The 24,539-nt window shown below is 62.0% G+C and carries 29 protein-coding genes and 1 pseudogene; 12 read left to right on the top strand and 18 right to left on the bottom strand.

The window, feature by feature from the left end; all coding sequences use genetic code 11:
• The 6 genes from ACI6S0_RS26410 to ACI6S0_RS26435 all read left to right on the top strand — a co-directional run bounded on the left by ACI6S0_RS26410 (window position 1) and on the right by ACI6S0_RS26435 (window position 4,083).
• Complete coding sequence (locus ACI6S0_RS26410) at window positions 1-744, top strand: electron transfer flavoprotein subunit beta/FixA family protein (RefSeq protein WP_313326578.1); 744 nt, start codon at window positions 1-3, stop codon at window positions 742-744.
• 115 nt (window positions 745-859) lie between these two features.
• Window positions 860-1,786, top strand: a complete 927-nt coding sequence (locus ACI6S0_RS26415) for an electron transfer flavoprotein subunit alpha/FixB family protein (RefSeq protein ID WP_004206978.1) — start codon at window positions 860-862, stop codon at window positions 1,784-1,786.
• Between the two features lie 8 nt (window positions 1,787-1,794).
• On the top strand, window positions 1,795-2,220 hold the full coding sequence (locus ACI6S0_RS26420) for a PaaI family thioesterase (protein WP_004206979.1): 426 nt from the start codon (window positions 1,795-1,797) through the stop codon (window positions 2,218-2,220).
• Window positions 2,221-2,234: 14 nt separating this feature from the next.
• The gene (locus ACI6S0_RS26425; RefSeq protein WP_313326577.1) at window positions 2,235-2,534 is read left to right on the top strand and encodes a hypothetical protein; all 300 of its coding nucleotides are present in this window, start codon (window positions 2,235-2,237) and stop codon (window positions 2,532-2,534) included.
• A 102-nt stretch (window positions 2,535-2,636) separates the two neighbouring features.
• The gene (gene acpP, locus ACI6S0_RS26430; protein WP_004206981.1) at window positions 2,637-2,876 is read left to right on the top strand and encodes an acyl carrier protein; all 240 of its coding nucleotides are present in this window, start codon (window positions 2,637-2,639) and stop codon (window positions 2,874-2,876) included.
• 295 nt (window positions 2,877-3,171) lie between these two features.
• Window positions 3,172-4,083, top strand: coding sequence for an alpha/beta hydrolase family protein (locus ACI6S0_RS26435; protein WP_039996358.1), 912 nt, complete (start codon window positions 3,172-3,174; stop codon window positions 4,081-4,083).
• A 163-nt stretch (window positions 4,084-4,246) separates the two neighbouring features.
• On the opposite strand, the gene ACI6S0_RS26440 is transcribed toward ACI6S0_RS26435, so the two are convergent.
• From ACI6S0_RS26440 to ACI6S0_RS26455, 4 genes are read right to left on the bottom strand one after another with little or no spacing between them, the layout of a single operon-like run.
• The gene (locus ACI6S0_RS26440) at window positions 4,247-5,377 is read right to left on the bottom strand and encodes an ABC transporter permease (protein WP_228221674.1); all 1,131 of its coding nucleotides are present in this window, start codon (window positions 5,375-5,377) and stop codon (window positions 4,247-4,249) included.
• The gene (locus tag ACI6S0_RS26445) at window positions 5,374-6,537 is read right to left on the bottom strand and encodes an ABC transporter permease (protein ID WP_161734484.1); all 1,164 of its coding nucleotides are present in this window, start codon (window positions 6,535-6,537) and stop codon (window positions 5,374-5,376) included. The genes ACI6S0_RS26440 and ACI6S0_RS26445 overlap by 4 nt, the downstream gene beginning before the upstream one ends.
• On the bottom strand, window positions 6,534-7,571 hold the full coding sequence (locus ACI6S0_RS26450) for an HlyD family secretion protein (protein WP_004206989.1): 1,038 nt from the start codon (window positions 7,569-7,571) through the stop codon (window positions 6,534-6,536). The genes ACI6S0_RS26445 and ACI6S0_RS26450 overlap by 4 nt, the downstream gene beginning before the upstream one ends.
• Window positions 7,568-9,082, bottom strand: a complete 1,515-nt coding sequence (locus ACI6S0_RS26455) for a TolC family protein (protein ID WP_434406014.1) — start codon at window positions 9,080-9,082, stop codon at window positions 7,568-7,570. Before ACI6S0_RS26455 ends, ACI6S0_RS26450 begins: the two co-directional genes overlap by 4 nt.
• On the opposite strand from ACI6S0_RS26455, the pseudogene ACI6S0_RS26460 reads away from it, so the two are divergent.
• Window positions 9,027-9,161 (top strand): annotated as a pseudogene (locus ACI6S0_RS26460) (TetR family transcriptional regulator); the annotation flags it as partial. The gene ACI6S0_RS26455 and the pseudogene ACI6S0_RS26460 overlap by 56 nt on opposite strands.
• A gap of 45 nt (window positions 9,162-9,206) precedes the next feature.
• The gene (locus ACI6S0_RS26465; RefSeq protein WP_434406031.1) at window positions 9,207-9,650 is read left to right on the top strand and encodes a TetR family transcriptional regulator C-terminal domain-containing protein; all 444 of its coding nucleotides are present in this window, start codon (window positions 9,207-9,209) and stop codon (window positions 9,648-9,650) included.
• A 76-nt stretch (window positions 9,651-9,726) separates the two neighbouring features.
• Here ACI6S0_RS26465 and ACI6S0_RS26470 read toward each other — a convergent pair whose 3' ends face one another.
• Together ACI6S0_RS26470 and ACI6S0_RS26475 are read right to left on the bottom strand one after the other, a co-directional pair.
• Window positions 9,727-11,343 (bottom strand): LuxR C-terminal-related transcriptional regulator, encoded by a 1,617-nt coding sequence (locus tag ACI6S0_RS26470; RefSeq protein WP_434406015.1) that lies wholly within the window; start codon window positions 11,341-11,343, stop codon window positions 9,727-9,729.
• 4 nt (window positions 11,344-11,347) lie between these two features.
• Entirely contained in the window at window positions 11,348-12,136 is a 789-nt protein-coding gene (locus tag ACI6S0_RS26475) for a hypothetical protein (RefSeq protein WP_434406016.1), read from the bottom strand.
• Between the two features lie 146 nt (window positions 12,137-12,282).
• Between ACI6S0_RS26475 and ACI6S0_RS26480 the strand changes: the two genes are divergently transcribed.
• A complete protein-coding gene (locus ACI6S0_RS26480; RefSeq protein ID WP_313326573.1) occupies window positions 12,283-13,656 on the top strand; it encodes an aldehyde dehydrogenase family protein in 1,374 nt (457 codons plus the stop codon).
• A gap of 47 nt (window positions 13,657-13,703) precedes the next feature.
• Here ACI6S0_RS26480 and ACI6S0_RS26485 read toward each other — a convergent pair whose 3' ends face one another.
• The 12 genes from ACI6S0_RS26485 to ACI6S0_RS26540 all read right to left on the bottom strand — a co-directional run bounded on the left by ACI6S0_RS26485 (window position 13,704) and on the right by ACI6S0_RS26540 (window position 22,422).
• Window positions 13,704-14,039, bottom strand: a complete 336-nt coding sequence (locus ACI6S0_RS26485) for a BrnA antitoxin family protein (RefSeq protein WP_004206995.1) — start codon at window positions 14,037-14,039, stop codon at window positions 13,704-13,706.
• Window positions 14,020-14,328: a BrnT family toxin gene (locus tag ACI6S0_RS26490; protein WP_037474511.1), complete on the bottom strand. Its 309-nt coding sequence runs from the start codon at window positions 14,326-14,328 to the stop codon at window positions 14,020-14,022. The genes ACI6S0_RS26485 and ACI6S0_RS26490 overlap by 20 nt, the downstream gene beginning before the upstream one ends.
• A 27-nt stretch (window positions 14,329-14,355) precedes the next feature.
• Window positions 14,356-14,943: a recombinase family protein gene (locus ACI6S0_RS26495; protein ID WP_025290601.1), complete on the bottom strand. Its 588-nt coding sequence runs from the start codon at window positions 14,941-14,943 to the stop codon at window positions 14,356-14,358.
• A gap of 429 nt (window positions 14,944-15,372) precedes the next feature.
• Entirely contained in the window at window positions 15,373-15,774 is a 402-nt protein-coding gene (locus ACI6S0_RS26500; protein ID WP_004207001.1) for a DUF2147 domain-containing protein, read from the bottom strand.
• Between the two features lie 12 nt (window positions 15,775-15,786).
• Window positions 15,787-17,379 carry a GMC family oxidoreductase gene (locus ACI6S0_RS26505; protein WP_161734492.1) on the bottom strand — a complete coding sequence of 531 codons (1,593 nt, stop codon included), beginning with the start codon at window positions 17,377-17,379 and terminating at the stop codon, window positions 15,787-15,789.
• Between the two features lie 4 nt (window positions 17,380-17,383).
• On the bottom strand, window positions 17,384-17,917 hold the full coding sequence (locus ACI6S0_RS26510) for an SMI1/KNR4 family protein (RefSeq protein WP_082733396.1): 534 nt from the start codon (window positions 17,915-17,917) through the stop codon (window positions 17,384-17,386).
• A 111-nt stretch (window positions 17,918-18,028) separates the two neighbouring features.
• Entirely contained in the window at window positions 18,029-18,463 is a 435-nt protein-coding gene (locus tag ACI6S0_RS26515; RefSeq protein ID WP_025290603.1) for a hypothetical protein, read from the bottom strand.
• A gap of 20 nt (window positions 18,464-18,483) precedes the next feature.
• Window positions 18,484-18,825 (bottom strand): MFS transporter, encoded by a 342-nt coding sequence (locus tag ACI6S0_RS26520; protein WP_037490093.1) that lies wholly within the window; start codon window positions 18,823-18,825, stop codon window positions 18,484-18,486.
• A gap of 22 nt (window positions 18,826-18,847) precedes the next feature.
• Window positions 18,848-19,186: a hypothetical protein gene (locus tag ACI6S0_RS26525; RefSeq protein WP_017503244.1), complete on the bottom strand. Its 339-nt coding sequence runs from the start codon at window positions 19,184-19,186 to the stop codon at window positions 18,848-18,850.
• Between the two features lie 124 nt (window positions 19,187-19,310).
• Complete coding sequence (locus ACI6S0_RS26530; RefSeq protein ID WP_004207012.1) at window positions 19,311-20,678, bottom strand: Dyp-type peroxidase; 1,368 nt, start codon at window positions 20,676-20,678, stop codon at window positions 19,311-19,313.
• Window positions 20,679-20,681: 3 nt separating this feature from the next.
• Entirely contained in the window at window positions 20,682-21,293 is a 612-nt protein-coding gene (locus ACI6S0_RS26535; RefSeq protein WP_004207013.1) for a hypothetical protein, read from the bottom strand.
• Window positions 21,294-21,333: 40 nt separating this feature from the next.
• Window positions 21,334-22,422 carry a catalase family protein gene (locus ACI6S0_RS26540; protein WP_434406017.1) on the bottom strand — a complete coding sequence of 363 codons (1,089 nt, stop codon included), beginning with the start codon at window positions 22,420-22,422 and terminating at the stop codon, window positions 21,334-21,336.
• A gap of 121 nt (window positions 22,423-22,543) precedes the next feature.
• Between ACI6S0_RS26540 and ACI6S0_RS26545 the strand changes: the two genes are divergently transcribed.
• From ACI6S0_RS26545 to ACI6S0_RS26555, 3 genes are read left to right on the top strand one after another with little or no spacing between them, the layout of a single operon-like run.
• Window positions 22,544-23,158 (top strand): TetR/AcrR family transcriptional regulator, encoded by a 615-nt coding sequence (locus tag ACI6S0_RS26545; protein WP_004207015.1) that lies wholly within the window; start codon window positions 22,544-22,546, stop codon window positions 23,156-23,158.
• A complete protein-coding gene (locus ACI6S0_RS26550) occupies window positions 23,155-23,652 on the top strand; it encodes an acyl-CoA thioesterase (RefSeq protein ID WP_004207018.1) in 498 nt (165 codons plus the stop codon). Before ACI6S0_RS26545 ends, ACI6S0_RS26550 begins: the two co-directional genes overlap by 4 nt.
• The gene (locus ACI6S0_RS26555; RefSeq protein ID WP_313326569.1) at window positions 23,649-24,512 is read left to right on the top strand and encodes a 3-hydroxyacyl-CoA dehydrogenase; all 864 of its coding nucleotides are present in this window, start codon (window positions 23,649-23,651) and stop codon (window positions 24,510-24,512) included. The genes ACI6S0_RS26550 and ACI6S0_RS26555 overlap by 4 nt, the downstream gene beginning before the upstream one ends.
• The last annotated feature ends 27 nt before the right edge of the window (window positions 24,513-24,539 follow it).

Here is a 24,539-nt window from a genome sequence, read left to right on the forward strand (position 1 = left end):
ATGAAGGTGCTTGTGCCCGTCAAGCGGGTTATCGATTATAATGTGAAACCGCGCGTGAAGGCGGATGGGACGGGCGTCGATTTGGCGAACGTGAAAATGTCGATGAACCCGTTCGACGAGATCGCCGTCGAAGAGGCTATCCGCCTCAAGGAAAAGGGAGTCGCGACCGAAATCGTGGTGGTGTCGATCGGCGTCGCCAAGGCGCAGGAAACGCTGCGCACCGCGCTCGCCATGGGGGCCGACCGCGCGATCCTCGTCCAGACTGACGATGAGGTCGAGCCGCTCGCCGTCGCCAAGATCCTGAAGGCCATCGCCACCGAGGAGGCTCCGGGCCTGGTGATCCTCGGCAAGCAGGCCATCGACGATGATGCCAATCAGACCGGCCAGATGCTGGCAGCCCTTCTCGGTTGGGGGCAGGGCACATTCGCCAGCAAGGTCGAAGTATCGGGCGAGACTGTCGCGGTGACCCGTGAGGTGGATGGCGGTCTGGAGACCGTAAGCCTCAAACTGCCGGCGATCGTGACGACCGATCTGCGTCTCAACGAACCGCGCTATGCGAGCCTGCCCAATATCATGAAGGCCAAATCCAAGCCGCTGGCGACGAAGACGCCGGCCGATCTCGGTGTTGAGACCGCCTCGCGCCTCAAGACGCTCAAGGTGACCGAACCCCCCAAGCGCTCGGCGGGCATCAAGGTGGCCGACGTCGATGAATTGGTCGCCAGGCTCAAGGAAATGGCGATTTGATAAACTTTCAAACGCGCCGAACTTGCCGAACCTCTCCCATGCAAGTGACGGCGCACCCCGCTTCATCCTGTGCGCACAGAGATGAAGCGGGGGCGGATTTCTCGGAGAATAAGTTATGAATACGCTCGTCTGGGTTGAACATGACAATGCGTCGGTCAAGGATGCGACGCTATCGGCCGTCACCGCCGCTGCCAAACTTGGTGAGGTCCATCTGCTGGTTGCCGGTGCGGGCATCGGCGGCGTGGCCGAGGCTGCTGCGAAGGTCGCGGGTGTCGCCAAAGTCGTAACGTTCGACGATGCGGCGTTCAAACACGCTTTGCCCGAGAATGTCGCGCCGGCCGTCGCGGACCTGATGCGCGGCTATGACGCGTTCGTGGCGCCTTCCACTTCGAATGGCAAGAACATCGCGCCGCGCGTGGCGGCCTTGCTTGATGTGATGCAGGTCAGCGACATCCTGTCGGTGGAAAGCGCTGACACGTTCACGCGTCCCATCTACGCGGGAAATGCGATCGCGACGGTCCAGTCGTCTGATGCAAAGAAGGTTATCACGGTGCGTGGCACAGCCTTCGAGAAGGCGGCCCGCGAGGGTGGCTCGGCCAGTATCGAGGCTGCGACGGGCACGGATGCGGGACTTTCCAGCTTCGTGGGTGCCGAGATCGCCCAGTCCGAGCGCCCGGAACTCACCTCGGCCAAAATCATCGTCTCGGGCGGGCGAGCGCTGGGCTCGGCCGGGCAGTTTCATGGCGTGATCGATCCGCTGGCCGACAAGCTGGGCGCGGGTGTGGGCGCAAGCCGCGCGGCGGTCGATGCTGGCTATGCGCCCAACGATTTTCAGGTCGGCCAGACCGGCAAGATCGTGGCGCCGGAAGTCTATGTCGCCGTCGGCATATCGGGTGCGATTCAGCACCTTGCTGGCATGAAGGATAGCAAGACCATCATCGCGATCAACAAGGATGAGGACGCGCCCATCTTCCAGGTCGCCGATATCGGCCTGGTCGGCGACCTCTTCAAGATCGTTCCTGAACTGACCGAAAAGCTTTGAGGTAAGCGATGACCGGTCTGGAAGAGATCGAACAGTTCATGGCGGCCGGCACCCGGCCGCCCATGATGGACCTGTTCGACATCGATCTGCTTGAGGCGGAGGAGGGGAAGGTCGTCTTTGTCGCGACGCCCACCTCGCAGACCTACAATTTCATGGGCATCGCCCATGGTGGCTATGCCGCGACGCTGCTGGATTCGGCCTGCGGCATCGCGGCGAACTCCGCGGCCCAAGTGCCCATCAACTGCGTCACGCTCGAACTCAAGGTCGCCTATCATGCGCCCTTGACCGACAGGGTCGGGATGGTCCGTGCAATCGGCCAGGTGGTGTCGATGGGCAAGAGGGTGGCGCATACCGAGGCGCGTCTGATCGACATGGCCGGCAAACTCTATGCCTCCGCGACATCGACCTTGCTGCTCGTCGATCGGGCGGCCTGAACAGGAAAGAAGATATGGAAGTCGTTATCCCGCACGGCCTTGGTAAAATCGAAGCGAAGAGCAGGATCGAGGCCGGCCTGCCCAAGCTGGCAGCGCATATCCCGGGAGGCGGTTCGCTCAGTTCCGAGTGGGTATCGGACTACGCACTACACTTGGTCATCGGGGCGATGGGGCAGAATATCCCGGTGCAACTCGACATTGAGGATAGCGAGATTCGCGGCGACGTCAGCGTACCGCTGTTCCTCAAAATGATGTCAGGACAGATTTCGGATTTTGTGAAAACGAGCGCCGAGAAAATGCTCAGCAAGGCATGATGAATTTACTGGCCGCAGGACAATATCGTTGCTCTGCGATGATTGAGTTTACGAGAATCTGCCCTGTTTCCTAGCCGATAGTGTCCGCGCGAGGGCTTTGTGATGGAAGAAATCGCTCCCCGAGTTTTCAGGATCATTAGCCGTCAGCTCGGCGTCTATCCGGATCAGATTGCCCTTGCTTCGTCTTTCTACGATGACATCGGCGTGGATAGTCTCGATGTGCTGGAAGTTGTGATGGCGCTTGAAGACGAATTCGGACTCACTATCCCGGATGAAGCCGCCGGTGAGGTCAAAACAGTAGAGGATGCGGTCAAGCTGGTCGAAGCATGGATAGCCAAGTGAGATAAAACCCACGATCCTCTGAAACCGCAATTCACGACGACAATGAAATCTAGATAGCTCTTTGGTCGCCTGACGTATCACTTCCATGATCAAGGCTACCGTGATCGCGCATAGCCGCCATATGCTTTGCGCCAGAAACGGGATTTCATCTATCGCTTTGCCCACTCGATGACGGAATGGTGTTTCCGAAAAGAATATAGCGAACCATGTTATCTAATGACGAATCGCTGTCTTCTCACATTTGACGAACTGGCTGGTAACGTCGGAGCGGGAAGATGCATGAAAGAGGTAGATCATGCGATACCGTTCATTAGGCCTGGCTACAGTCTTGATTGTCACGAGCACCGCTTGGGCGCAGACGCCGTCGGATAACCAACATGCGCTGATCGGACCGCCCCAACTCCACGCCCTTCCCGTCACCGCTCCGACGCTCGTCGAGGCCTATGGTCCTGATCCTCTGCAGATCGGTGAACTGCGCTTGCCTGCAGGTCCTGGCCCGTTTCCCGTCGTCATGGTCATTCACGGTGGCTGCTGGACCAAAGGCTATGAGACACTGGCAGGCACGGCGCCGTTGGCGAGCGCCTTGACGGACAAGGGCGTGGCGACATGGAATATAGAGTATCGACAGGTTGGTGACACCCGCGGCGGGTGGCCTGGGACCTTCCAGGATTGGGGAGCGGCGCTCGATCACTTGAGGGTGCTGGCACGAACCCAGCCTCTGGACCTGAAGCATGTGGTGACGGTGGGACATTCGGCCGGCGCCCACGCTGCCCTGTGGCTGGCGGCCCGTCCCAGATTGCCTGCCGACAGCGAGGTCCGCGGCGCTGATCCACTGAAGGTTTCCGCCGCGGTCGCCATCGACGGCCCAGGCGACCTGCGAACCCTGTACGGGTTCGACAAGGAGATTTGCGGCCGCCCGATCTTCGTCAACCTGTTCGGGGGCGCTCCTGACGCACAGGCGGGCCGCTACCGTCAGGCAAATCCGATCGAATGGCTGCCTCTGGCCGTGCCTCAATTCATGGTCGCTTCCGTCGTGCTGGAGCCTTCAGCCGCGCAAGCCTATGCAGCAGCCGCACAGTCGGCCGGCGATAAGGCGACGGTGATCACCCTGGAGAATGCGGGCCACTTCAACATGCTTTCGCCTGCGGACCCCACCTGGGCGCCGGTAGAGGCCGCGATCCTCGCGGCGGCGAAAGCAGAGCAATAGTCGAGGCAGCCTCCGGTTTATCCCCATCTCAGTGATCTCTATCTGATGAAGCCCTGCAGAGGTCCGCTTCGAACACCTCCCCCTGGGTTGCGCCAAGGTCGCGTCGGCCGGGGCGAGAGGGTTGCACTTGGGGTGCCCCTGACGATCTCGTTCCATTGAGGCGTCAGTCAGGCTTGAGAGGCTGAAGGTCCGGCGCGGAAATCTTCGTGAAGCGCCACCAGGCCAGGCCTCCGTAGACCAGAATGAGGATGGCGAGGTTGAGCACCTCCCGCGTCTGCTCGGCAAGGCTCGCGCCCATCTGATTGAGCCCGACCATGAGATGAATGCCCGCGGTGGTTGGCAGGAGGCGCGCGAGGAGCGCCAGCCAGGCCGGCGTCGCCTCCGCCGGCCAGGAGAGACCCGCGAGGAAGAAGATGGCGAGCGACGTGCCCATCCACAGTTGCAGGGGTCGTTCCCGTGTCCGGAAGAGGCTGGCCAGCGCAAGCGCCGCCGCCACAGTCGCGCCCACGAACAAACTGCCGCCCACGATCAAGGCGCCAGGAGAGCCGGCGGCGCGGGGATAGTCCTGAAACCAGAACACAAAACCCGCATAATAGGCCACGTCGGCCCAGCCGATCACGAAGAAGGCCAGGGCAATTCCGATAAGGGTGCGCGAGGGCAGACGAAAGCGTCCCAGTGTCTCGCGCAGGGTGGCGGCGAGCATCGTCAGGCCCATCAGCAGGGTCTGGTGAATGATGAGGAAGCCGACCCCGGGGAACACCGTGCTGCCATAGCCTTCGCGCGTGTTGAACAGCGGGCGCTGAACGAGCGACAGGGCAGGGCGGGCGGGTGCGCCCTGCGCCATGGCCTGATCGCTCGCCGCCTCGCCGGCGATCGTGGTGACCGCCAGGCCGATGCCTGACAGCGCCGTGCTGCTGCGCAGCAGATAGGCGCCGTTGCCGTAGAGCGCGACCGTGCCCTGGGCGCCGTTCAGAATATGTCGCTCGAACCCCTCGGGGATGATGACCACGGCCCCTGCGCCGGTCGTCTCGAGCCAGAGCCGGGCGGCTCCTGGAGAGGCCGGGCGCGCGGCAAGATCGGCCTGCTGGAGCGCTGCGATCCGGCGCACGAGACTGCGGCTTGCGCCGCTGTCGTCGAGATCGACGACGGCCACCGGAATGCGGACCGCGACCTCCCCGGAATAGGCTGAAGGGTAGAAGAAGGAATAGAGGATCGTCGACACGACGATCAGCATGAAGGCGGAGCGGTCGGAGAGAACGGCGCGGAAGGTAGCGAGGAAGGCGGGGCCGATCATCGTCGTCCCCAGACCTCCGGGCTCATCCGCGCCGAGACATAGCGCGGCAGCCCGGCGCCCGAGCCGACGACGAGAAAGGCAAACAGCGCCAGGATCGATCCAAGAGATGCGAGCACGGGTGCGCCGATCATCCATTGCTCCGCGACCAGCCGCGCGAAGCGGGTAAAAGGCAGCAGCGCGCTCCATAGCCGGGCGAAGGCGGAGGCCGACTCGATCGGGAAGATCGCCCCGGCGAAGGCGAAGGAAGCGCCCGCATAGAGGGCGGTCATCGACAGCGCCTGCCCCATGGAAAGGGTGGCCCCGACGATGAACAAGGCCATGCCCGCATAGGCGAGATAGAGGGCGAGATAGCCGCCCATCAGCATCGCCACGCTCCCTTGCACGGGCCAGCCCCGGTAGACCGCGAGATAGCCGGTCGCAAGCGCCCCCCAGAGCAGGAAGATGAGGATATAGGGCGCGATCTTGCCGGCGACGGCGGCGACCGCCTCGCCTCGAGGCCCTGCAAGCCATGCTCCGATGGTCCCGTCCCGCAGCTCGCGACCGAGCGCGCTCACGACCGCGATCATGAACAGCAGGTGCAGGAGTGCGGGGTGGATCAGGGCGACGAGTTGCAGCTCGTAACTGGCCTGCGGGTTGTAGAGGATCCGGCTCTGCACGCTCACCGGCTGCGGCCGCACACGCGCGGGACCGGCGATCGCGGCGCTTTGCTCCCCGGCCAAGGCCTTTGCGTGGGCCTGGACCACGGTGCCGACTTCACGCAACACCGAACCCGAGGGCGTGGAATAGCTCGCATTGTAGAAGAGGAGGATCTTGCCGGTCTCGCCGCGCAGCACGGTGCGCTCGAGATCACGCGGGATCAGGACCACGGCATAGGCGGCGTTGGAGCGGACCAGATGCTCGGCCTGTGCCATGTCCGGTGGCCGCGCCGCGACCTTGAGCCCGGGTGACGCCTCCAGCTTGCGGGTGAGGTCGCGCGCGACGCCGCCGCCGTCCTCGTCGACCACGACGATCGGCAGGTTCCGCATGACGCCTGCCGACAACTGGACCGCGAGGATCGCCAGCAGCAGCAGAGGCAGCCAGGTGACCAGCGCCAGATCCCAGACGCTGCCGCGCAGGAAGGCGGTTTCGCGCCGGGCGCTATCGACGAAGGCCCGGATCATTGCGGCCAGTCGAACAGGACCGTCATGCCGGGGCGCAGCCCATCGACCCGCGACACGGGCGACAGGCGCACGTCAAAGCTCTTCACGTCAAAGCCGCTCGACTGGCGGGTCGCGCGCCATGTCGCGAAATCGCCGGCGGGCGCGATGTAGAAGACCCGAAACTGGGCGCAACGATCGCCGAGCGCAGGTATGCGGCCGGTCAGGACCCGTCCCCGGCGGATCGCACTGAACTGATCTTCTCTCAGGGTGAGCGTCACCCAGGGATGATCGATGTCGGTCAGGACGAAGACGGGAAATCCCTGCGGCACGAGTTCGCCCGACTGCGCCAGCCTGCGTCCGATCTCACCGTCCGACGGCGCGAACACCCGGGTTTCCTTCTCGGCCGCCTCGACTTCGGCCAGGGCGCCGCGCGCCTGGCGCACCTGTCCGCTCGCGGCCTGCCGATCCTGTCGCCGCGCCCCGGCCAGCGCCAGATCATATTGCGCGCGCGCCGCTCGGGCCGCTTCATTGGAGGCCAGGGCGTTTGCGCGGCTCTCGTCGCGTTTCTGCCCCGCCAGCACACCCTGTTCAAAGAGGCGCTCGGTGCGCTGATAGGTGGTCTGGGCGAGGTCCGCCGCCGCCTGCGCGCGTCGCCACTGGGCCTCGGCAGCCCGGATATCCTCCGGCCGTGCGCCTTCATCGGCCTTGTCCGCATTCGCCTGCGCGGCGGCGAGCGCGCCGCCGGCCTGTTCGGAGCGGGCTTCGACCTCGGGACTGTCGAGCGTATAGAGCAGCTGTCCCGTCTTCACCGGCTGGCCTTCCTCGACATGAAAGGCCGTGATCCGAGCCGAGACCTTGCTCGTGATCCGCAGTTCGCGGGCCTCGACCATGCCCTGGAGCTGATCGGGAACCGGGCGATAGGCCAGCCAGAGACCGAGGCCGAGAATGACCACGACGAGGAAAGCAATGAGCGGCAGCAACTTGCGCTTCCGCCCGGTCGGAACCGGCGGAGCCGTCTCGTCCGGGGTGACCAGGGTTTCCGATGTGGCGGTCATGGCGTGACCCTTTCACCCTGGTCGATATAGTCCGGCAATGTGGCGATCTGACCGCTGACGTGGAGAAGCTGGGCGAGCGCGACAACGAAATCATATCCGGCCTGGGCGCGCTGGATCCGGGAGCGGGCAAGACCGAGCTGCGCATCGATCACGTCGAGCGAGGTTGTCTGCTGCTCCTGATAGCCGAGGGTCTGGACCCGCAGATTCTCCTGCGCCGCAGTGATGGCCGTGTCGGTCAGCTCAAACCGCCGTCGCGCGGCTTCCGCATCGTTCCAGGACCGCGTGACGCCGATTTCGATCTGGGTGCGGGCTTCGCGCAGGCCCGCATTGGCTTGCGTCACCGTTTCCCGCGCGGCCTGCACCGCTTGCGAGCGGCCCACACCGGAGAAGAGCGTGTAGCGCAGCCCCACGCCCATCGACCAGTCGGGATCCGTCAACAGCGTGTCGCGCCGATCGAAATTATACTGGGCGAAGCCATAGATCGTAGGCCGGAGCTTGGCGCGCTGAAGGGCCACCCCCGCTTCAGCCTGGTCTTCCAGCGCGCCGAGCCGATCCAGTTGGGGATGGGCGCGCAGGGCCGCGTCCACATAGGTGTCGAGCGAACGGAGCGGCTGACGGATGACGAAGATCGGGGAGACGGGATCGACGCCGGACGGCGCCCGCAGCGCGCCGGCAAGCGCTACCTGCGCACTCGCGAGATCGGCCTGCGCCTTTTCCAGTTCGCGCGCGGCGTCGTCGCGCGCTACCTGCGCCTGGAGGCGTTGGGCCCGGCTTATGAACCCTTCCTGTTCGAGCTTGAGGGCGTCCGCGACATGCCGCTCTAATCCCGCAAGCGCATCACGGCGAACATCGCGCACGCGCTCGAGCAACTGCTGGCCGAAATAGAGCTGGGTCATCTGCAACAGACCGTTGTCGATGACGATCTGGCGTTCGGCGCGCGACTGTCCCAGTTGCGCCGCGGCGCCCGCCTGGGCGGCGGGAATCTGGCCGCCGGAATAGAGCGGCAGCGTCGCCGTCACGATCGGCCGGGTGCTGGTGCGCTCGATCTCGAAGCGCAGGGGGTCAGAGATGGAATAATCCTGGGCCACGTCCGCCAGCGGGCCGAGCGGCAGATAGAGGGTTTTCTGATAGCGGATCATCTGTCCTTCGAACTCGACGGTCGGACGCCGCAACGTGCTCGTGGAGCCTTTCTGGGCCTCCTTGCTGCGCACATCGGCGTCGGCGCCCTGGATCGCGTCCGACCGCTCGAGCAGCCTCGCCTGGGCGCTTCGATAATCGAGATCAAGCCTGTCGATCGTTTGCGCCTGCGCGCCCTGACAGACCGCAGTCGCCAGCGCGGCAACCAGCATCGAACATCGCAAGGTCATGAAGAACGTCTCCTGCTCCCGCACGGTAACGTTGACATCCAACCGACTCAATACATATTTGTATCGAAATGCTCCCGCCCGTGATCCCGTGAGCCGCCGCCCGGCACGAACGCGCCCGACCCGGGCGCAGACCCGGGAGCGCATCCTGGATGGCGCTCTCGAGGCCTTCGCCGAACGTGGCTTCCATGGCTCCACCCAGGAAGATATTTGCGAGCGCGTCGGTCTGAGCCGGGGGGCCTATAATTCCAGCTTCCGATCCAAGGACGAATTGTTCTTCGCCCTCTATGACCGGGTGATCGAGCGCTTGCAGTCGAGGCTGGAGGAGGCGACCGCTTGCGCCCTGTCCATGCCCGGCTCGACGGCCGACAATTTCCTCAAGGCCTTTATCGCCAGCTATCCGTTCGATCGGGACTGGTATCTGCTCCAGGCCGAGTTCGGCCTCTATGCCCTACGCCATCCTGCCATGGCGAGCCACTATGCCGAACGGCAAGGACGGATCCTCGCCATCATCGAGGGCGCGCTCGCCGACATCCTTCGCGAGGACTCCCGCATCGTTGCCCGGGGCCTCCCGCGCATCGCGCGACTGATCCTGGCTGTCCACGAGGGAAGCATGTTCCAGGGCCTGCTCGAACCGCACGAGGTCGCAAGCGGAGAGCTTCTGGACTTTCTCGTGGATCTCATGCTGGCGAGGGCGGCAACGAGAGTCGACTAAGAATGGATTGCTGATCTTGCCTTGCGGGAGGCCGCGCAACAGCATGCCTGCCTCTATTTGTGACGTGGGAGATCGTTTAGTGAAGGAGACCGCGCTGTATCGCCGTGGCGACGGCCTGGGTGCGCCTGTTGACAGCGAGACACTTGAAGATCGCGCGAAAATGCCATTTTACGCCATCTTCGCCGATACCCAATATGTTGGCGATCTCCGCGCTCGTAAGACCATCCCGCGCCAGGCCGAGGATATGGAGTTGGCGGCGAGACAGGTCGGATCCTTCGGTATGTTGTGAACTCGGCAAGTGATGTTGTGCTGCGGACCGATCAAACCTCGCCTTTACGGCCCATCCCGCGTGAATATGCTCCAGGATATTCCGGAACTCCCGCGCTGTTTCCTTCAGTCCTGTGCTGTCGCGAATTTCCGAGGCCTCTTCCGCTGACCGTATGGAAAGTTGCAGCGCCTCTTTACGTAGATGCAGCACCGAACGCAGCATGAGGGTTTTGAGTATGATATGTTGCCATCCTGCCCTGCGGATGCGGGCCAGGATACGGTCCGTCAATTGGCGCGCGAGGTGATCCTTCCCGTCGGCAAGCGCCCGCGTCGCAGACAGAAGCATGCACTCGACGTCCGCAATGGCGAGGTGAGCCGAAGTGATGGCGTCGTTCCTGGGAATATTGGGGATGGTGACCGATCGACCCGACGCGATTTCATGTTCCGCAGTCAGGATATCGGCCATGAGTTGCAGTCGCGGCATGTGGTCGCGTACGGCTTTCACGTCCAGTTCGGTCAGGATTTTTTCGCAGAGGTCCGCATCTCCGGCCAGACGAGCGGCCCGTAATATGGCCCGTGCCGTATGAATGCGGACGTCGACGATCTGGTCGCAGAAAAGCAACGGCCATTCCAGTTCTGCCAGAGGCACGCCGCTTTCGGCCAGCACAGCGAGGCGCAATGTTTTCAGCGTCTGCTCGGCGACCGGGGAGACCATATCCGTCAGATGCGCGTCGATCCTATTTCGTGCGGGAATGATCTGCCCCTGCGTCAGCAGGAGCAGCACTTCGGCAATCTTTGCCCAGTCGCGGGCAAAGCCCTGATCGGCCAGGGCACAGGCTTGATCCAGTAGGGGACGTAGTGCCGCGAACTCGGCCGCGTTCGACTGGCTCGCCACGATGCTCGCGAGGCAGGCCAGGGCGGAGGCCTTCATCATCGGATTTTCCCGGGCGTGCAGCTCGAGCCATTGCCGGCAGAGCATTTCCGCCCGGACGACATCGTCCCTCAGCGCCGCTGTCGTCGCACCGAGCAGCGTCAGCAATTCCTCATGCGCATCCGTGCGTGACAGCAACTTCAAAAGGTGCGTCGCCCCTGCATGCTGCTGCTGCTGGAAGGAAAGGGCCCATATCTTTCCCAGGCCAGCCATGGGATTGGTCAGCAACGCTGTGTCGGGCACGCCCTCGAGCCAATGGGCCAACTCATCGATACGGCCTTGTCGCAGGGCGACATCCATGACGATCTCACCGCCCAGCCCCCGCGCCCAGGCCGGATCGCCGGCCCGCAGCGAAAGCGCTATCGTTTGCGCTGGCCGGCCGGCGCGCCAGTGATGAAAAGCCGCACGTTTTAGAAGATGGCTTGGAGAGGAACGAAGCTGCGACTGTCCGCTCAAGGCAAGATGGTGTCGCAGCGCCGGATTGAGCGCAAACATTCCGTCACTGTCCGGCCTCAATAGGAGGCATTCGCGTTGCGCACGTGCGATCCATTGCGCGCCGTCGTGGACGCGCAGGGCAAAATCGTGGCTTTCGGCATCGAGGGGAGCGATTAATGCCGCCTTTTTCAGCCATGTGCGCAGAGCGGGCGATAAGGGCGCCAACACCATCTGATCGAGATAACAGATGATCTCGGGCCATAAGCATCCGGTAGGATACACGGCCCGCGATGCGGCACAATGCGGGCCAACCCTGTGTGTCCGATATGATCCGGTCGAGGGCTGAAGGGACCCGGATCAATTCCTTCAGATCCTGGGCGCGGCAGGCCAGGGCATCGGGGCCGACTTCCTGCCAGTCAGCGTTGAGGACGCCAAATCCCCAGGGGGCGGAGGTTGCAAGGACCGCTCGCCAATCATCGGGAAGAGCATCCATCATGTCTCTTGTCAGCGTTTCGAGATGCGGCGCTTCCTGAACATCATCGAGGCAAATAATCCCGGGCCTGTCCTGATGCCATATCCATTGGAGAATGGACTCGATGTCCGCGGCGGTTCCGGCCTGAAAGGCGAGGCGACGCAGGGTGCCCTTCTTTGTGTCGTCGCTTGCAAGACTTGCCCAAAGCGCCGGGCGACCAGTGTCCGCCGCCTCCTTCCAACCGGCCGCGAGCGTCGCCGATTTGCCGTAGCCGCAAGGTGCGCGCAGCAGGCTGACGCGCGCGGTCAATTCCACACGGCGAAGTGCCGTTTCCGCCAGTCGCGAAAGCAGCGTTGGAGTCCATTCGGTTCCCAGGCCCATGTCGGGTCGATACTACATGTTCGTGTAGTTCCCTATTGCTTTTGCGCTCGTAAGACTCGCGCGAAGGTCATGTTTTCGACGAGAATGAAATGATTGAAGAGAGCCATTCGATTTCGCAGGAACCCTGTGATGGCCGCCCGGTGGAAATGCTCTTCACCGCGCAAAAGGCAATGTCGGACGAGCGCCGGATGCGCTTTGGCCTTGCTGAAAGACGCGCTGCGCTGGCGCGCCTCGCGGCTGCCATACGAAAGTTCGAAGGGGAGATCGTCCAGGCCATGGCGATCGACTTCGGCAAGCCGGAGGCCGAAGTGTTTCTGACGGAAATTCTTCCGGTCATGCAGGAAATCCGCCACAGCCGTCGTAATCTGCGCCGATGGATGCGGCCAGTCCATGTCGGACCGACATTGATCGGTTTCGGCACGGCCGGACGGATCGTGCCGCAGCCACGCGGCGTGTGCCTTATCATCGCGCCCTGGAATTACCCATTCAATCTCTGCCTGGGGCCGCTTGTCTCCTGCCTTGCTGCCGGCAACAGCGCTATCCTGAAGCCTTCGGAGATGACACCTGCTACCTCGGGCGTCATCGCGCGGCTGATCGCCGACACATTTCCGCCAGACTTGGTTACCGTCGCCCTCGGCGGGAAGGAGATGTCTCAGGCCCTGCTCGCGCTGCCCTTCGATCATATCTTCTTCACCGGCAGCCCCGAGGTCGGGAAAGTCGTAATGCAGGCAGCCTCCCGCCACCTGACCTCCGTTACGCTGGAACTGGGTGGCAAGTCGCCCACGATCGTGGGACCGGATGCCGACATAGAGACGGCCGCCAGTTGGATCGCCTTCGGCAAATTCTCCAATGCCGGTCAAACCTGCATCGCGCCCGATCATGTGTTCGTCCACGCTTCGATCCGCGACCGGTTCGTGGAAGCGCTGCGCCGCCGGATCGCCGCCGCTTATGGTTCGGGCATGACGAGCCCCTATCTCGCAAGGATCGTCAATGATCGCCATGCGGACAGACTGGGGGACCTGATTGCGGATGCCCTGGCCACGGGCGGGCGGATCATTGTCGGCGGCGAAAGGCAGGGAAGGGCGCTGGCGCCCACAGTGCTGGAAGCGATCGCTCCCGAGGCGGCGATCGACCATGAGGAGATATTCGGTCCCGTCCTGCCGGTCCTGACCTATGATGACATTGAAACCGTGATCGGTCGGATCAACGCAAGACCCAAGCCGCTGGCGCTTTATGTGTTCGATCGTGACCGGGCGAGAGTGGATCATATCCTGGCGGCCACGACTTCCGGCAGTGCAGGCGTCAACCTTACCATCGTCCAATACGTCCACGATCATCTGCCGTTCGGCGGTGTGAACAATTCCGGGATCGGGGCGGCACATGGCCATCACGGGTTCCGGACTTTCAGTCATGAGCGCGCCGTTCTCCAGAACCGCTTCTCCGCTCTGCCTCTCGTCTTTCCTCCCTATTCGGGCCGGGCAGCGCGTCTGATCCGACTTGCCAAACGCTTTCTGGGGTAAATCCATGTACGACTATATCACGATAACCGATAGCCTAACTATCTAAATTAACGTGGCTTTTCCTGCCTTCTGGCGGTCGCCAGCATCTCACGGCGAAGTATGGCGTTCATGCGGGCTTGGTAGCCCTTACCCTGCGATTTGAGCCAGGCGAGCACATCAGCATCAAGGCGTGCCGTCACCTGCTGCTTGATGGGCTTATAGAAGCGCCCACGCTGCCCGTTCCGCCAGAAATCCTCTGTCAGCGCCGGAGAGTCGCTATAGTCGATCCCGCTATCCGGCATCGCCTGCAGGGCATCCAGTTCGGCCTGTTGCGCTTCGGTCAACGGCGGCAGATTGTCCGGATCGAGTTGGAAACGGACGGTATCAGCGTCTTTCTTCTTCATAACGTCGCCTTTCCGTTCGATCGGCCTTTCGAGCCGAAATGATATGAATGATCTCCACATACTCGCCGTCATCGTCTTGCTCGACGACAGTGTGGGCCACGAGGAGGAGCAGATGCCCTTCCACGAGGCCCAAGGTTTGCCATCGTCGCTCGCCACCTTCGATCCGATCCTGATCGCTCAGCGCGAAAGGATCTGTGAACGCACGAGTAGCGATCGCAAAGCTGACGCCGTGCTTCTTCAGATTGCTCTCGGCTTTGGCCGGATGCCAGGAGAAGCGCATGGATGGCATTACGGAAATATAATTATGTTTTTGTCGTTACGCAAGGCGCGGCGGTTTGAGCCATCCGGCCCGCGCGAGCGTATCTGCGAGGGTCGATCGGGGCACGTTGAACGTGCGGCTGATCGACGACTTGCTAGCGCCACCGGCAAGGGCGGCGGTGATTTGATCGAGCTTTTCCGCATCGATCGTTCGCGGGCGGCCACCGTAGCGCCCGCGCCGTCTGGCGGCCGCAAGGCCTGCCATGATGCGCTCGCGCGTCAATGCCCGTTCATACTGGGCCAGCGCGCCGAACAGCGAAAACAGCAGCTCGCCATGCGGCGTTCCCGTGTCCATCTGCTCGGTCAATGACCGGAATGACACGTCACGCTCCCTGAGATCGGTCAGGATCGACAGCAAATGCGGCAGGGAGCGGCCGAGCCGATCCAGTTTCCACACGACCAGCGTATCGCCGGCTGCGAGATATTCGAGGCAGGCCCGCAGGCTCGCCCGGTCCTCGCGAGCGCCGGATGCCTTGTCGGAATAGAGATGCCGGCTATCGACGCCGGCTGCGATCAGCGCATCGCGCTGAAGATCGACCGATTGCCGGTCATCTGTGGAAGAGACGCGCATGTAGCCTATAAGCATGTCGGAAAACCCCTGATAGCTTGTTGTGGGACAGTCCTCCTTTCCGGCAGAGTTTATCGGACGCTACGGATTTTGGGCGTGCGTAGATTGCTGGAATTTCCGGGGGGATGCCTGCTAGCGGCGGAATGTGTCGTCGGGCGCATCAGGCGGGGCGCTTATCGTGTGATTTCCATTAGGTTAATCTGTTCGTGCAGCCGCTGCCGCAGCGGACCGTCTTCTGGCCGCGACGATCAATAACGGATTATCCGCCTGCTTACGCTGACCAAGTCGCATGCCCGTCGCCGAATTGATCCCGTGGCGGCTGCACACATCGCTGTCGCCATGCCCGTTTCCTGCTCCGCGCCTCTTCAATTTATCGTAGAAGCTTTTGATGTGTCTTATTAAAATCCTTGGCTTGCCGCTCTCGGTCAGACGATGATTGGACGGATTTCAGTTCACTTTCGTCCATATCTGCGATTTGCACATGATCCGCCCTGTCAGGCACCCCTTTCCCTCCATCCGCCGATCGTCGAGCGTGGTGATTGTTCCAGAGAAGGTTTGGCCGATGTCGGGTACAAAAACACTGCCGCGCCACACGCCCTTCTTTTCAGGAACAAAATCGCGAAACAGGATCAGACCTACCAGATCGTTTGTCCCGCCGCGCCGCGCATCCGCCTTGGCTTTGTCACTTGCCCAGACCACGACCCCGCACATTCTGCTTCCGCACGGCTGGGCTCGCACATGTACGCTGTCCTGCGGATTCTTCCACACTCCGAAAGAAGCGCGCTGTGCCTCGACGGACGCAGATGCTGCAAGTAGCAGCATGGCTGCCAATACGAAACTGAACCTCATCGCCATTCTTCCTCAAGGCCGGATCATCATTTGCGCGACATTTTCCGCGATCGCCATGGTAGGCGCGTTAGTGTTGCCCGACACGATCGACGGCAGGATCGATGCATCGACCACGCGCAAACCGTCAATGCCACGTACACGGGCTGCCGGATCGACCACGGATGCCGAGTCACTGCCCATGCGGCATGTTCCTACCGGATGATAGATTGTTTCAGCGCGCGCGCGGATGTCGTCGATCAGAGCCTCGTCGGTCTGGACCGCGGGTCCCGGTCGCACCTCCTCGCGCAAGTGACGGGCGAGCGCCGGCGCATGAAGGAGCTTGCGGGCTAGCTTCGCGCCATTCAGCAAGACGCCCACATCATCGGGATGACTGAGATAATTGCCCTCTATGCGCGGATGAGCCGTGGGATCGGCGATCTTGAGCCCGATCCTGCCGCGGCTCTTCGGTAGAAGGTCGCAGACATGCACGGTCATTCCGTAGCCGAAGGCTGTCTTGCGGCCAAGGTCACGCAGGATCGCCGGCAGGAAATGGAATTGAAGATTGGGCCGCTCCCGGCCGGCGTCGGATTTGAGGAAAGCGCCGCCCTCCGAGGCATTTGACGTCAATTCGCCTTCATGATGAAGGAAATAGCTCCATGCGCCGCGTATCGCACGAGGCAGGAAACTGGGCGCCACCCCAAATCCTTCGCGATCGGCCGTGGTTGCCACAGCCGTATAGTCGAGGTGATCGGCGAGATTGGCTCCGACTTCGGGCGCATCCAGAACGATCTCTATGCCATGCTGCCTGAGTTCGCTCGCCGAGCCGACGCCCGACAGCATCAGAATCTGCGGCGAATTGACCGCGCCAGCCGAAAGGATCACCTCTCCACCGGGGCGCAGCAGCAGGTCCCGGCCGCCGACGCGGACCCCGATGGCGCGACGGTCCTTGAACAGTATCCGTTCGACGAGGCCGTTCGTTTCGATGGCGAGATTCTTGCGCGAGCGAGCCGGATCGAGAAACGCTCGCGCCGTGCTGAACCGTTGCCCGTCTTTCTGGGTCACCTGATAGACACCAAAGCCTTCCTGGCTCACGCCATTGAAGTCGGGATTTCGCGGGTAGTGCAGTTCCACCCCAGCTTCGACGAAGTCTTCCGTAAGTGGGTTCACTCGCCCAAGATTGGAGACGCAAAGTGGCCCGGCATTGCCATGATGCTCGTCGTGGATAGCCTGATTGTTTTCGAGCGCGATAAAAAGCTCGCGCATGCGCGGCCAGTCCCAGTCAGCTCCGGCGGCCGCCCCCCAGCCCTCATAGTCCGCCCGATCGCCGCGAATGTAGACCATTGCATTGATCGAGCTGCTGCCACCCAGCGTCTTGCCGCGCGGCCAATAGAGCCGCCGGTTGTTAAGGTGAGGCTCGACTTCGGTCTCACAGTTCCAGTTCACCCATCCCGTGCGGGCAATGACGCCGACGCCAAGCGGCATGTGAATGAAGGGATTGCGATCGCGCGGCCCCGCCTCGATGAGGCAGACAGCTTTATCCGAATCAGCAGAAAGGCGGTTGGCCATGACGCAGCCGGCCGAGCCGCCGCCAATGATGTGGTTTCCGTCAGCGCCGAACCGTAACATCTAGCTACTCCTCTTCTATCCCCATCGCTTTCAAGTCCAATCCCAATTCCTTTAAACTGGGCAGGGGAGGAGGATCGAAGGCTACCAGTGCATCGATAAAGTCATGAAAGCTGTCGTATACGGGGGTTATCGCCCTAGAAGGCAGAGCTTCATCGTGCAGCCATACGGATATCTTTCCATCAATTCTGTCAATTAACAGCATATTACCCAGACCGATTTCCGCAAAAACCACAGATGTTTTTGGAATCTGCATGGATAATTGTTCGTTTATGCGAATTATTCCTAAGCTTCCGTCAGCAGGGCCATATATAACTGAAACGCCAATTCTTCCTGAATCTTCGGAATAGGCGCATTTTTCCGCAGGAAATTCAACATCCTTATTGAAAACTATCGCTGATCCGAATTCAATAAATAAATCACGAAGCTCAGAGGGCAGCAATATCCTTAATGAACTCTCTATCTGGTCTAATTCGATCAAAGAATCTCCCGGCATGTGGAGTGATTCTGCATCGAATGATGGATCAAACTGAAAGGTCATATATTTTCTGCCTTACATCATTAGGGCGTCGCTATCGTGTCCGTTCCGCACCGCGCCTCAATCACGCCACCTGATTGGTATAGCCGTTAGCGGAGGGGCACGACAATCAGGTCAATCTTGGCGCGTCGATGCTTTGATTGGTGCTGCGCTCCATCTACGATTGAATATCCGCCATCCGACTAAGCCCGCGACAACGCCCAGCAGGCCGCCCACGAGATAGGCGGTTGGCGCATCATTCGGCACAAAAAAGAAGCCGCCAGCAACATAGCCGCCGATTACGGCGGTGCGTGTCACCGCACCATAGATCGCGGCGACCTTGCCATGATCGGCGGGCGGGCATTCCGACTGGAACAAGGTTCGGACAGCGACGTTGTGGATGCTGTTTGCGCCGCCGCCTAGGATGAAGGCGACGGCAACGATTGCCAGCCCGATCGGCGCAAGGCCGATCCACAGCATGGTCGCGCCCATGACAGCGGCCGTGCCGAACGCCGCCAGTCCGACCCTATGGCCAATAACCCTTTCGGCCAGCCCAGCGCCGATCAACATCCCAACCGCCCATAGTGCCGTCAGCATTCCAAACGCGGTCGGCCCGCTCCCAGCGTCACCATCACGAGAAACACGAAAGCAACGTCGGCTATGGCGGTCGCAAACACTTCGAGGCTGAGCGCACCCGTAACCACCATCAACCGTCGATTGCGGAGCAGCGGCAGGTAGTCCGCGAACAGGGTCTCTTCCTCCTGATCGTCCCGTTGTGGCTTGCGGCGAAGCCTGCTCGCCATCACGACGAGGGCCAAAAGGGCATAACTGGCGGCATCGGCTAAAAGCGCATTGCGCGATCCGATCCATCCCACCAGTACGCCCCCAGCGACTGGACCAGCGAGCATTCCAAGGCTGCGAACCATTTCCATAAGGGAATTGGCGAGTGCGAGGTCATTCCAAGCCGCTCGCCAGCACTGGAATCAACGCGAATGTTGCGGCGCTGCTGATCGTGAACAGCACGCTCAACAGCGCGGCCCCGGCGAGCGTGAACATGGGATAATAGGCGATAAATGCTATCACGCCCGCTTGCAGAACTGACACCATGACCAGAATGCGGGCCGCCTCCCGGCGGTCGATCAAGCGGCCCGCCCAGGGTGCGGCGATCAGACCGGGTAGCAGCTCCGCGGTCAGCAGCGTCGGCACCGCATAGCCGGATGCGTTCTCGGCAGTGCGGAACATCAACGTCAGCAACGTGATTTCATCGCCGGTCGTCGAAATCGTAAGCGCCACAAGGACCAACCATCCCCAGCCTTGCCGAAACTCAACTCCCACTCACTTAACCTTCCGCACAGCCCCGCACTTTCCGGGTCACTCTGCACACTTCAAATCTCAACCGACAATCAGGTGAATAGCTTTAGCGTTGTTCTGCCAACCACTTAAGCGCCGATAGGCTTGGCATGAACAGATATTCGCCTCCCTTCATGACATTGAAGGTCTGCACACCGTCGATGCGCTTGCGCGCAGGCGCCTGCGGGATCGTGAACCGGCCGTCCTCCTCATGCAGACCAACGATTGGATCGCGCTCCTCGCCGAGGTCGACGAAATTGCCGCGGTTGATCCATTCCTGCTGCATGAACTCGATCGTGTCGTAAGCGCGCGCGCTTATGAAGATGAAGAACAGGCCGCGATCGCCTTTGGCATCGTCTTTCGGCGCCACATCCTCGGAATAAACCGGCCCGAAGGTCGAGGAACGGCGGATGATGCGGTGAATGTTGACGTCGGTGAGCAGTGTCAGCTCGGAATCGCGGGGATTGAGCCGGCGCATATGACAGCCGAGCGGCACGACGCGGCCTTTGGGGTCGTCCTTGAAATTGAAGTCGTTGTTGCGCTGCGGATCGGCGCCGAGGTCCGGGTCGTCATGATCCGGCGACAACGTCAGTGGAGCGCCTGACCGCCAGCGACCGAACATCTTGGCGGCAAGACGTTCGCGGTCCTCCGCCGTCTCGCCATGGGCCTTGAGGAAGGCGTTGAAGCAGCCGACCCGGCTGTTGTACTTGCGCAGGACGACGAAGGTGCCGTTCTTTCCCAGCGCCGCAGGTTCAGGCATGCCGAGCGGCTGGCCGTTCTCGCTCTCGTATCCAAGGATGAACTCGCCCGCCTTGATCGCGCGTTCCTCGCCGGGCAGCGGATCGACGCCGCTGCCTTCGACGGCGGGCTGGGAGATCGAATCCCGGAAGCCGAACGGGTTTTTCGCGCCGTCCGGCGCGCCGAAGCGATGCTCGCCGATCAAGGTGACGCCGCTGCTCTGGTCGAGTTCGGTTCGCGCGGTCGCCAGCGCCTTGTCGAGCGCAGCATCGTCGACCGCGTAGATGGTCAGCGCGAGATGGCAGTTGCCCGGCTTGAACACGTCCTCCCAGTTTTCCGGCGCGTTGGGTCCGAAGTCGCGGAGCTGCTCCGAGCGCGCCGCCATGCCCTGCTGAAAGGGGAGCGGGAATGTCTTGAGCTGCGCTTCAGGAACGCCGAGCGCCTTCAGTCCCTCGAAGCTGAGTGCAGCGCCTATCCAGAAATCGAGATCCTCGTTCCAGTTGTCGGCGGATGCGATATGGGGCGCGAGCCGGCCCAGCAAAGCGCGCGCGCCCTCGGCCTCGTCGAAATGGAGCATCGCATGGATGCCGACATAGGGCTCCGGCCGGCTTCGCAGGATCAGCGCCTGGATATCGTGCAGGTCGAGCGTAACGCTGTCCCTCGAGAAGCGCTCTTTCAGCTTTTGAAGGATCGTCATCGCTCAGCCCACCTTGTCCAGGAATTCGTTGACGGCATGTTCCATCCGCTGAAGCCGACGCACGTCGACGACCGTGACCTGCGGGTTGGCGACGAACCATCCGGCGGCGGTGATCTGATGTTCGGCGATGAAATCCTTGACCTTCGGGCTCGCGATGCCCGGCCAGCCTTCGACCGAGGCGAAGAGCAAATCCATCAGGTCAGGGATCTTGGTGGCGAAGTCGTTGATATAGGTGTCCCAGTCGCCGTCATAGGCGGTGGCGAACAGGATGCGGGTGTCGTTGTCGAAGAAGACGAACCGCATGTTGTGCAGGGTGCCGACCTTCTGCGCCCCGTCGAAATTGCCGTTCACGAGTCCGAAGATGCGTTTCAGCCGGTCCGCGCCGCCCGGCTTGAGGTTGGCGATGGCGGTGAGCTCGGAGACATTGCCGGACTGCGCGCCGACGCGACCGGCCGAGCCGGCCGTGCCCTTGAGGTCGGGATTGTGCTTCGTCACCATCTGCTCGAGCGCGAGCTTGGCGAGCTGCGGCGCGTCGCCGGCCACTTCCTCGATCCGCCGCCGGATGGCCTGAAGGCGGGTTTCGTCGATCTGCGGGTTTTCTTCGGTCTCGGCCATGACTGGCCTCCTTTCGTGATTGCGTGTGTCGATCGGTGCGTCAGTCCGGGATGGCGTCAATGTTTGTCGGCTCGACACGCGGCTGCGCGTTCATCTCATGGCGGTAGCGGGTGGATCGCTCATAGGCGGCGATGCGCACCCGCATGATCGATCCGAGCGGCTGGTGCTCGCGGATACCGTGCCAGGGATTGAACGACAGCACGTCATCGCCATAGACCCGCCGCGCCGGCGAATAGGCGTCCTGCGGCGGGATGCGCAGCGTGGCGATCGGCTGGTGTGGCGACAGCTCTTCGGGCCAGAGCACCGCCGCGTCCTCGACAGGCATCTTGTCGAGATCAGCGCAAAGTTGGGCGCGCAGTTGATACTCAGCACCCTGGTCGCGGAAATGCTCGACAACCAGATCGCGCATCGTAGAATCCTCCACTGTGCCGACGTCCTTGCCGGTGAGCGCGCGGACATTGTCGGAAAGCGGCGCGGCGCTGATCTTGGCGATGTGATCGCCAAAGCGGATCGCCGCCATCGAGTGATAGGTCTCGCCGAGCAGATGGTCGTTGTCGCGCGCGAGCCCGCGCAGCGTCGCGCCGGGCTCGACGCCGAACGCTTCGACCGCGGCTTCCACGCCACGCGCCACCCCGGCCATGGCGCGTTGGAGGAAGGCGGGGTTCTGCGCATTCTTCTCCAGAAGGCCAATGAGCTGGCGATATTTACCGATCGTGCCGAAGCTCAAGGTCGGGATGTTGACGAGCAGGAAATCCTGATTGCGGCCCTGGTCGTCGGGCAGAAGCCGCTCTCCCTCCACGCCGATGACCTTGATCGCCATGCCGCGTGGGGCGGGGATGGTGTCCGAGTGGATATCTCCGGGCGCTGATGAGAGGCGGATCACCACGGAATAGGTGGCCGGGCGAGCGAAAAGCCCCTGGCGCAGATGCTCCGGCAGTTCCGGGACGACGAGTTCGCCCTTCAGGAACCCGTGGCTCTTGGCATGGGCGTCGCGCACCGCATGCCGATGGCGCTCGAACGCCTTGCGGTTGGTGCTCGCCATGATTTCGAGGATTTCGGCGGTGAGCCGCTCCTCGTCTTCGCCGAGCACTTCGACGCTGGTGGAGTAGGGGATATAGGTCTCAGCCAAGGGCGATCCTTCGAACCGGATTTTCGTTGCATTCGAGATATCAGGTGATATCTGGTTTTACGGTGAACGCCGACATGGGTAAAAGGTTTCCATGCCGTGCTGAATTGGAGGTCGATCGCTCATGCGCCTCACGCGAAAGGAAACGCAGCGCCAGACGCGGGATAAGCTGCTCGCCGCAGCACATTCGTCCATTGTGGAAGAAGGGGTGGCGGCCATGTCGATCCGCAACATCTGTAGTGCAGCGGGTCATTCGCAGGGGGCCTTCTATTCGAATTTTGCAAGCAAGGACGATCTGCTGGTCGAGATTCTGCAGGCTCATATCCAGGACGAGGTCGTGCTTCTGCGCGATCTGGTCGCCCACTGCTCCGGCGATGATATCGAGGCGACTCTGCAAGTGCTTGCGGCGCGGCTGGCTAAGCTGGCTGACGAACAGCATTGGTCGCTGCTTTCGATCGAATTGCAGCTTCATGCGCGGCGGGACCCCGCGTTCGCTGAACGGCATCGCGAAGGAAAGGCCGCCTGCCACCATTTGTTCGGAGAACTTGTGGCGGATCTGACGCGGCGCTTTGCGCTTCGGCCTGCCTTGCCGCCGCTGCAGACCGGGATCGGCCTCTATGCACTGTGGATGGGACTGGCGGTCCAGGGCGATGTCGAAGGCGCTATTCCCCGAGAGCAAATGCTTGTCGGCTTCTTTCGCGCGATGGCAGGCCTCGATGCGCCATCCACCCGGTCATGAGCCTTCCTGGCGAAGGACGCCGCAGGATCGGCTGCGATGCTTCAGGCGTGCCCTTGGCTGGAAAAGTGGACGAACGTCGGCGCTTCCATATCCGTTTCCAGGCAACCGAAGAAGACATCGATGAACTCGGCCATGTCAACAATGCGGTCTGGGTGACCTGGATTCAGGATGTGTCGGTGGCGCACTGGCTGACAGCCGCGCGTCCGAGGGATGCCGACACCTATGTTGCTATGGTGCTCAGGCACGAGGTCGATTACCGCGGCAATATCCGGGCGGGCGAAGAGACCTTTGCCATAACCTGGGTCGAAGGGAAGCCGCGCGGAGCGAGATACGCCCGGTGCGTCGAGTTCAAAGACAGTAACGGTCAGACGCTCGTCGCGGCCCTGTCGCAATGGGTGCTCATCGAGAAAGCTACCGGCAAGCTGGTTCGCGTGCCCGCCGAAGTCGCTGCGCCGTTTCTCTATGAAACCCGACGCAAGGAAGAGAATGAATGAGCGACATCCTGAAAGTGACGGTGCTAGGCACCGGTGTCCTCGGCAGCCAGATCGCCTTCCAGGCCGCCTATAGTGGCTTTGACGTTACCGCTTATGAGATCAGCGACGAAGCACTCGACCAGGCGAGGCATCGGTTCGAAACGCTTGTAGAAACCTACGTGAAAGAGGTGACGGGTGCGGCTGACGGCAAGGCAGCCGAAGCTTCGAGACGCATCACGCTCACCGCCGATCTTGGGGCTGCGGTTGCGAATGCCGATCTGGTCATCGAAGCGGTTCCGGAAGTGCTCGAGATCAAGCAGGCGCTCTACGAGAAACTGGCGGGGCTCGCGCCTGACAGAACGATCTTCGCCACCAATAGCTCGACTTTGCTGCCGAGCGACCTCAAAGCCTTCACCGGCCGCCCGGACCGTTTCCTGGCGCTGCACTTCGCCAACAGCATCTGGAAGTTCAACACTGCCGAGGTGATGGGTACGGACGACACCGATCCGGCCGTGTTCGATACCCTGATCGCCTTCTCCTCCGCGATCGGCATGGTGCCGATCCCGGTGCGCAAGGAAAAAGCGGGCTACGTCCTCAACTCCCTGCTGGTGCAGTTCCTGAACGCGGCCACCGATCTGGCTGCCGGCGGCTATGCCGAGCCGGAAGATGTCGACAAGGTCTGGCGGATCGCCACCGGCGCGCCGATGGGGCCGTTCCAGATCTACGACATCATCGGATTGAACACCCCCTACAACATCCTGTCGCACGGTGATGAGCACGCACAGTCGCTCGCCGCGTGGCTGAAGGAAAACTACATCGACAAGGGCAAGCTCGGCATCGCGTCGGGCGAAGGCTTCTACAGCTACAAGCCCGCCGACTGATCCCAACAAGAAAAACAGGAGTTTGCC

Source organism: Sphingobium sp. DN12 (assembly GCF_051058005.1).
GTDB lineage: Bacteria > Pseudomonadota > Alphaproteobacteria > Sphingomonadales > Sphingomonadaceae > Sphingobium > Sphingobium yanoikuyae.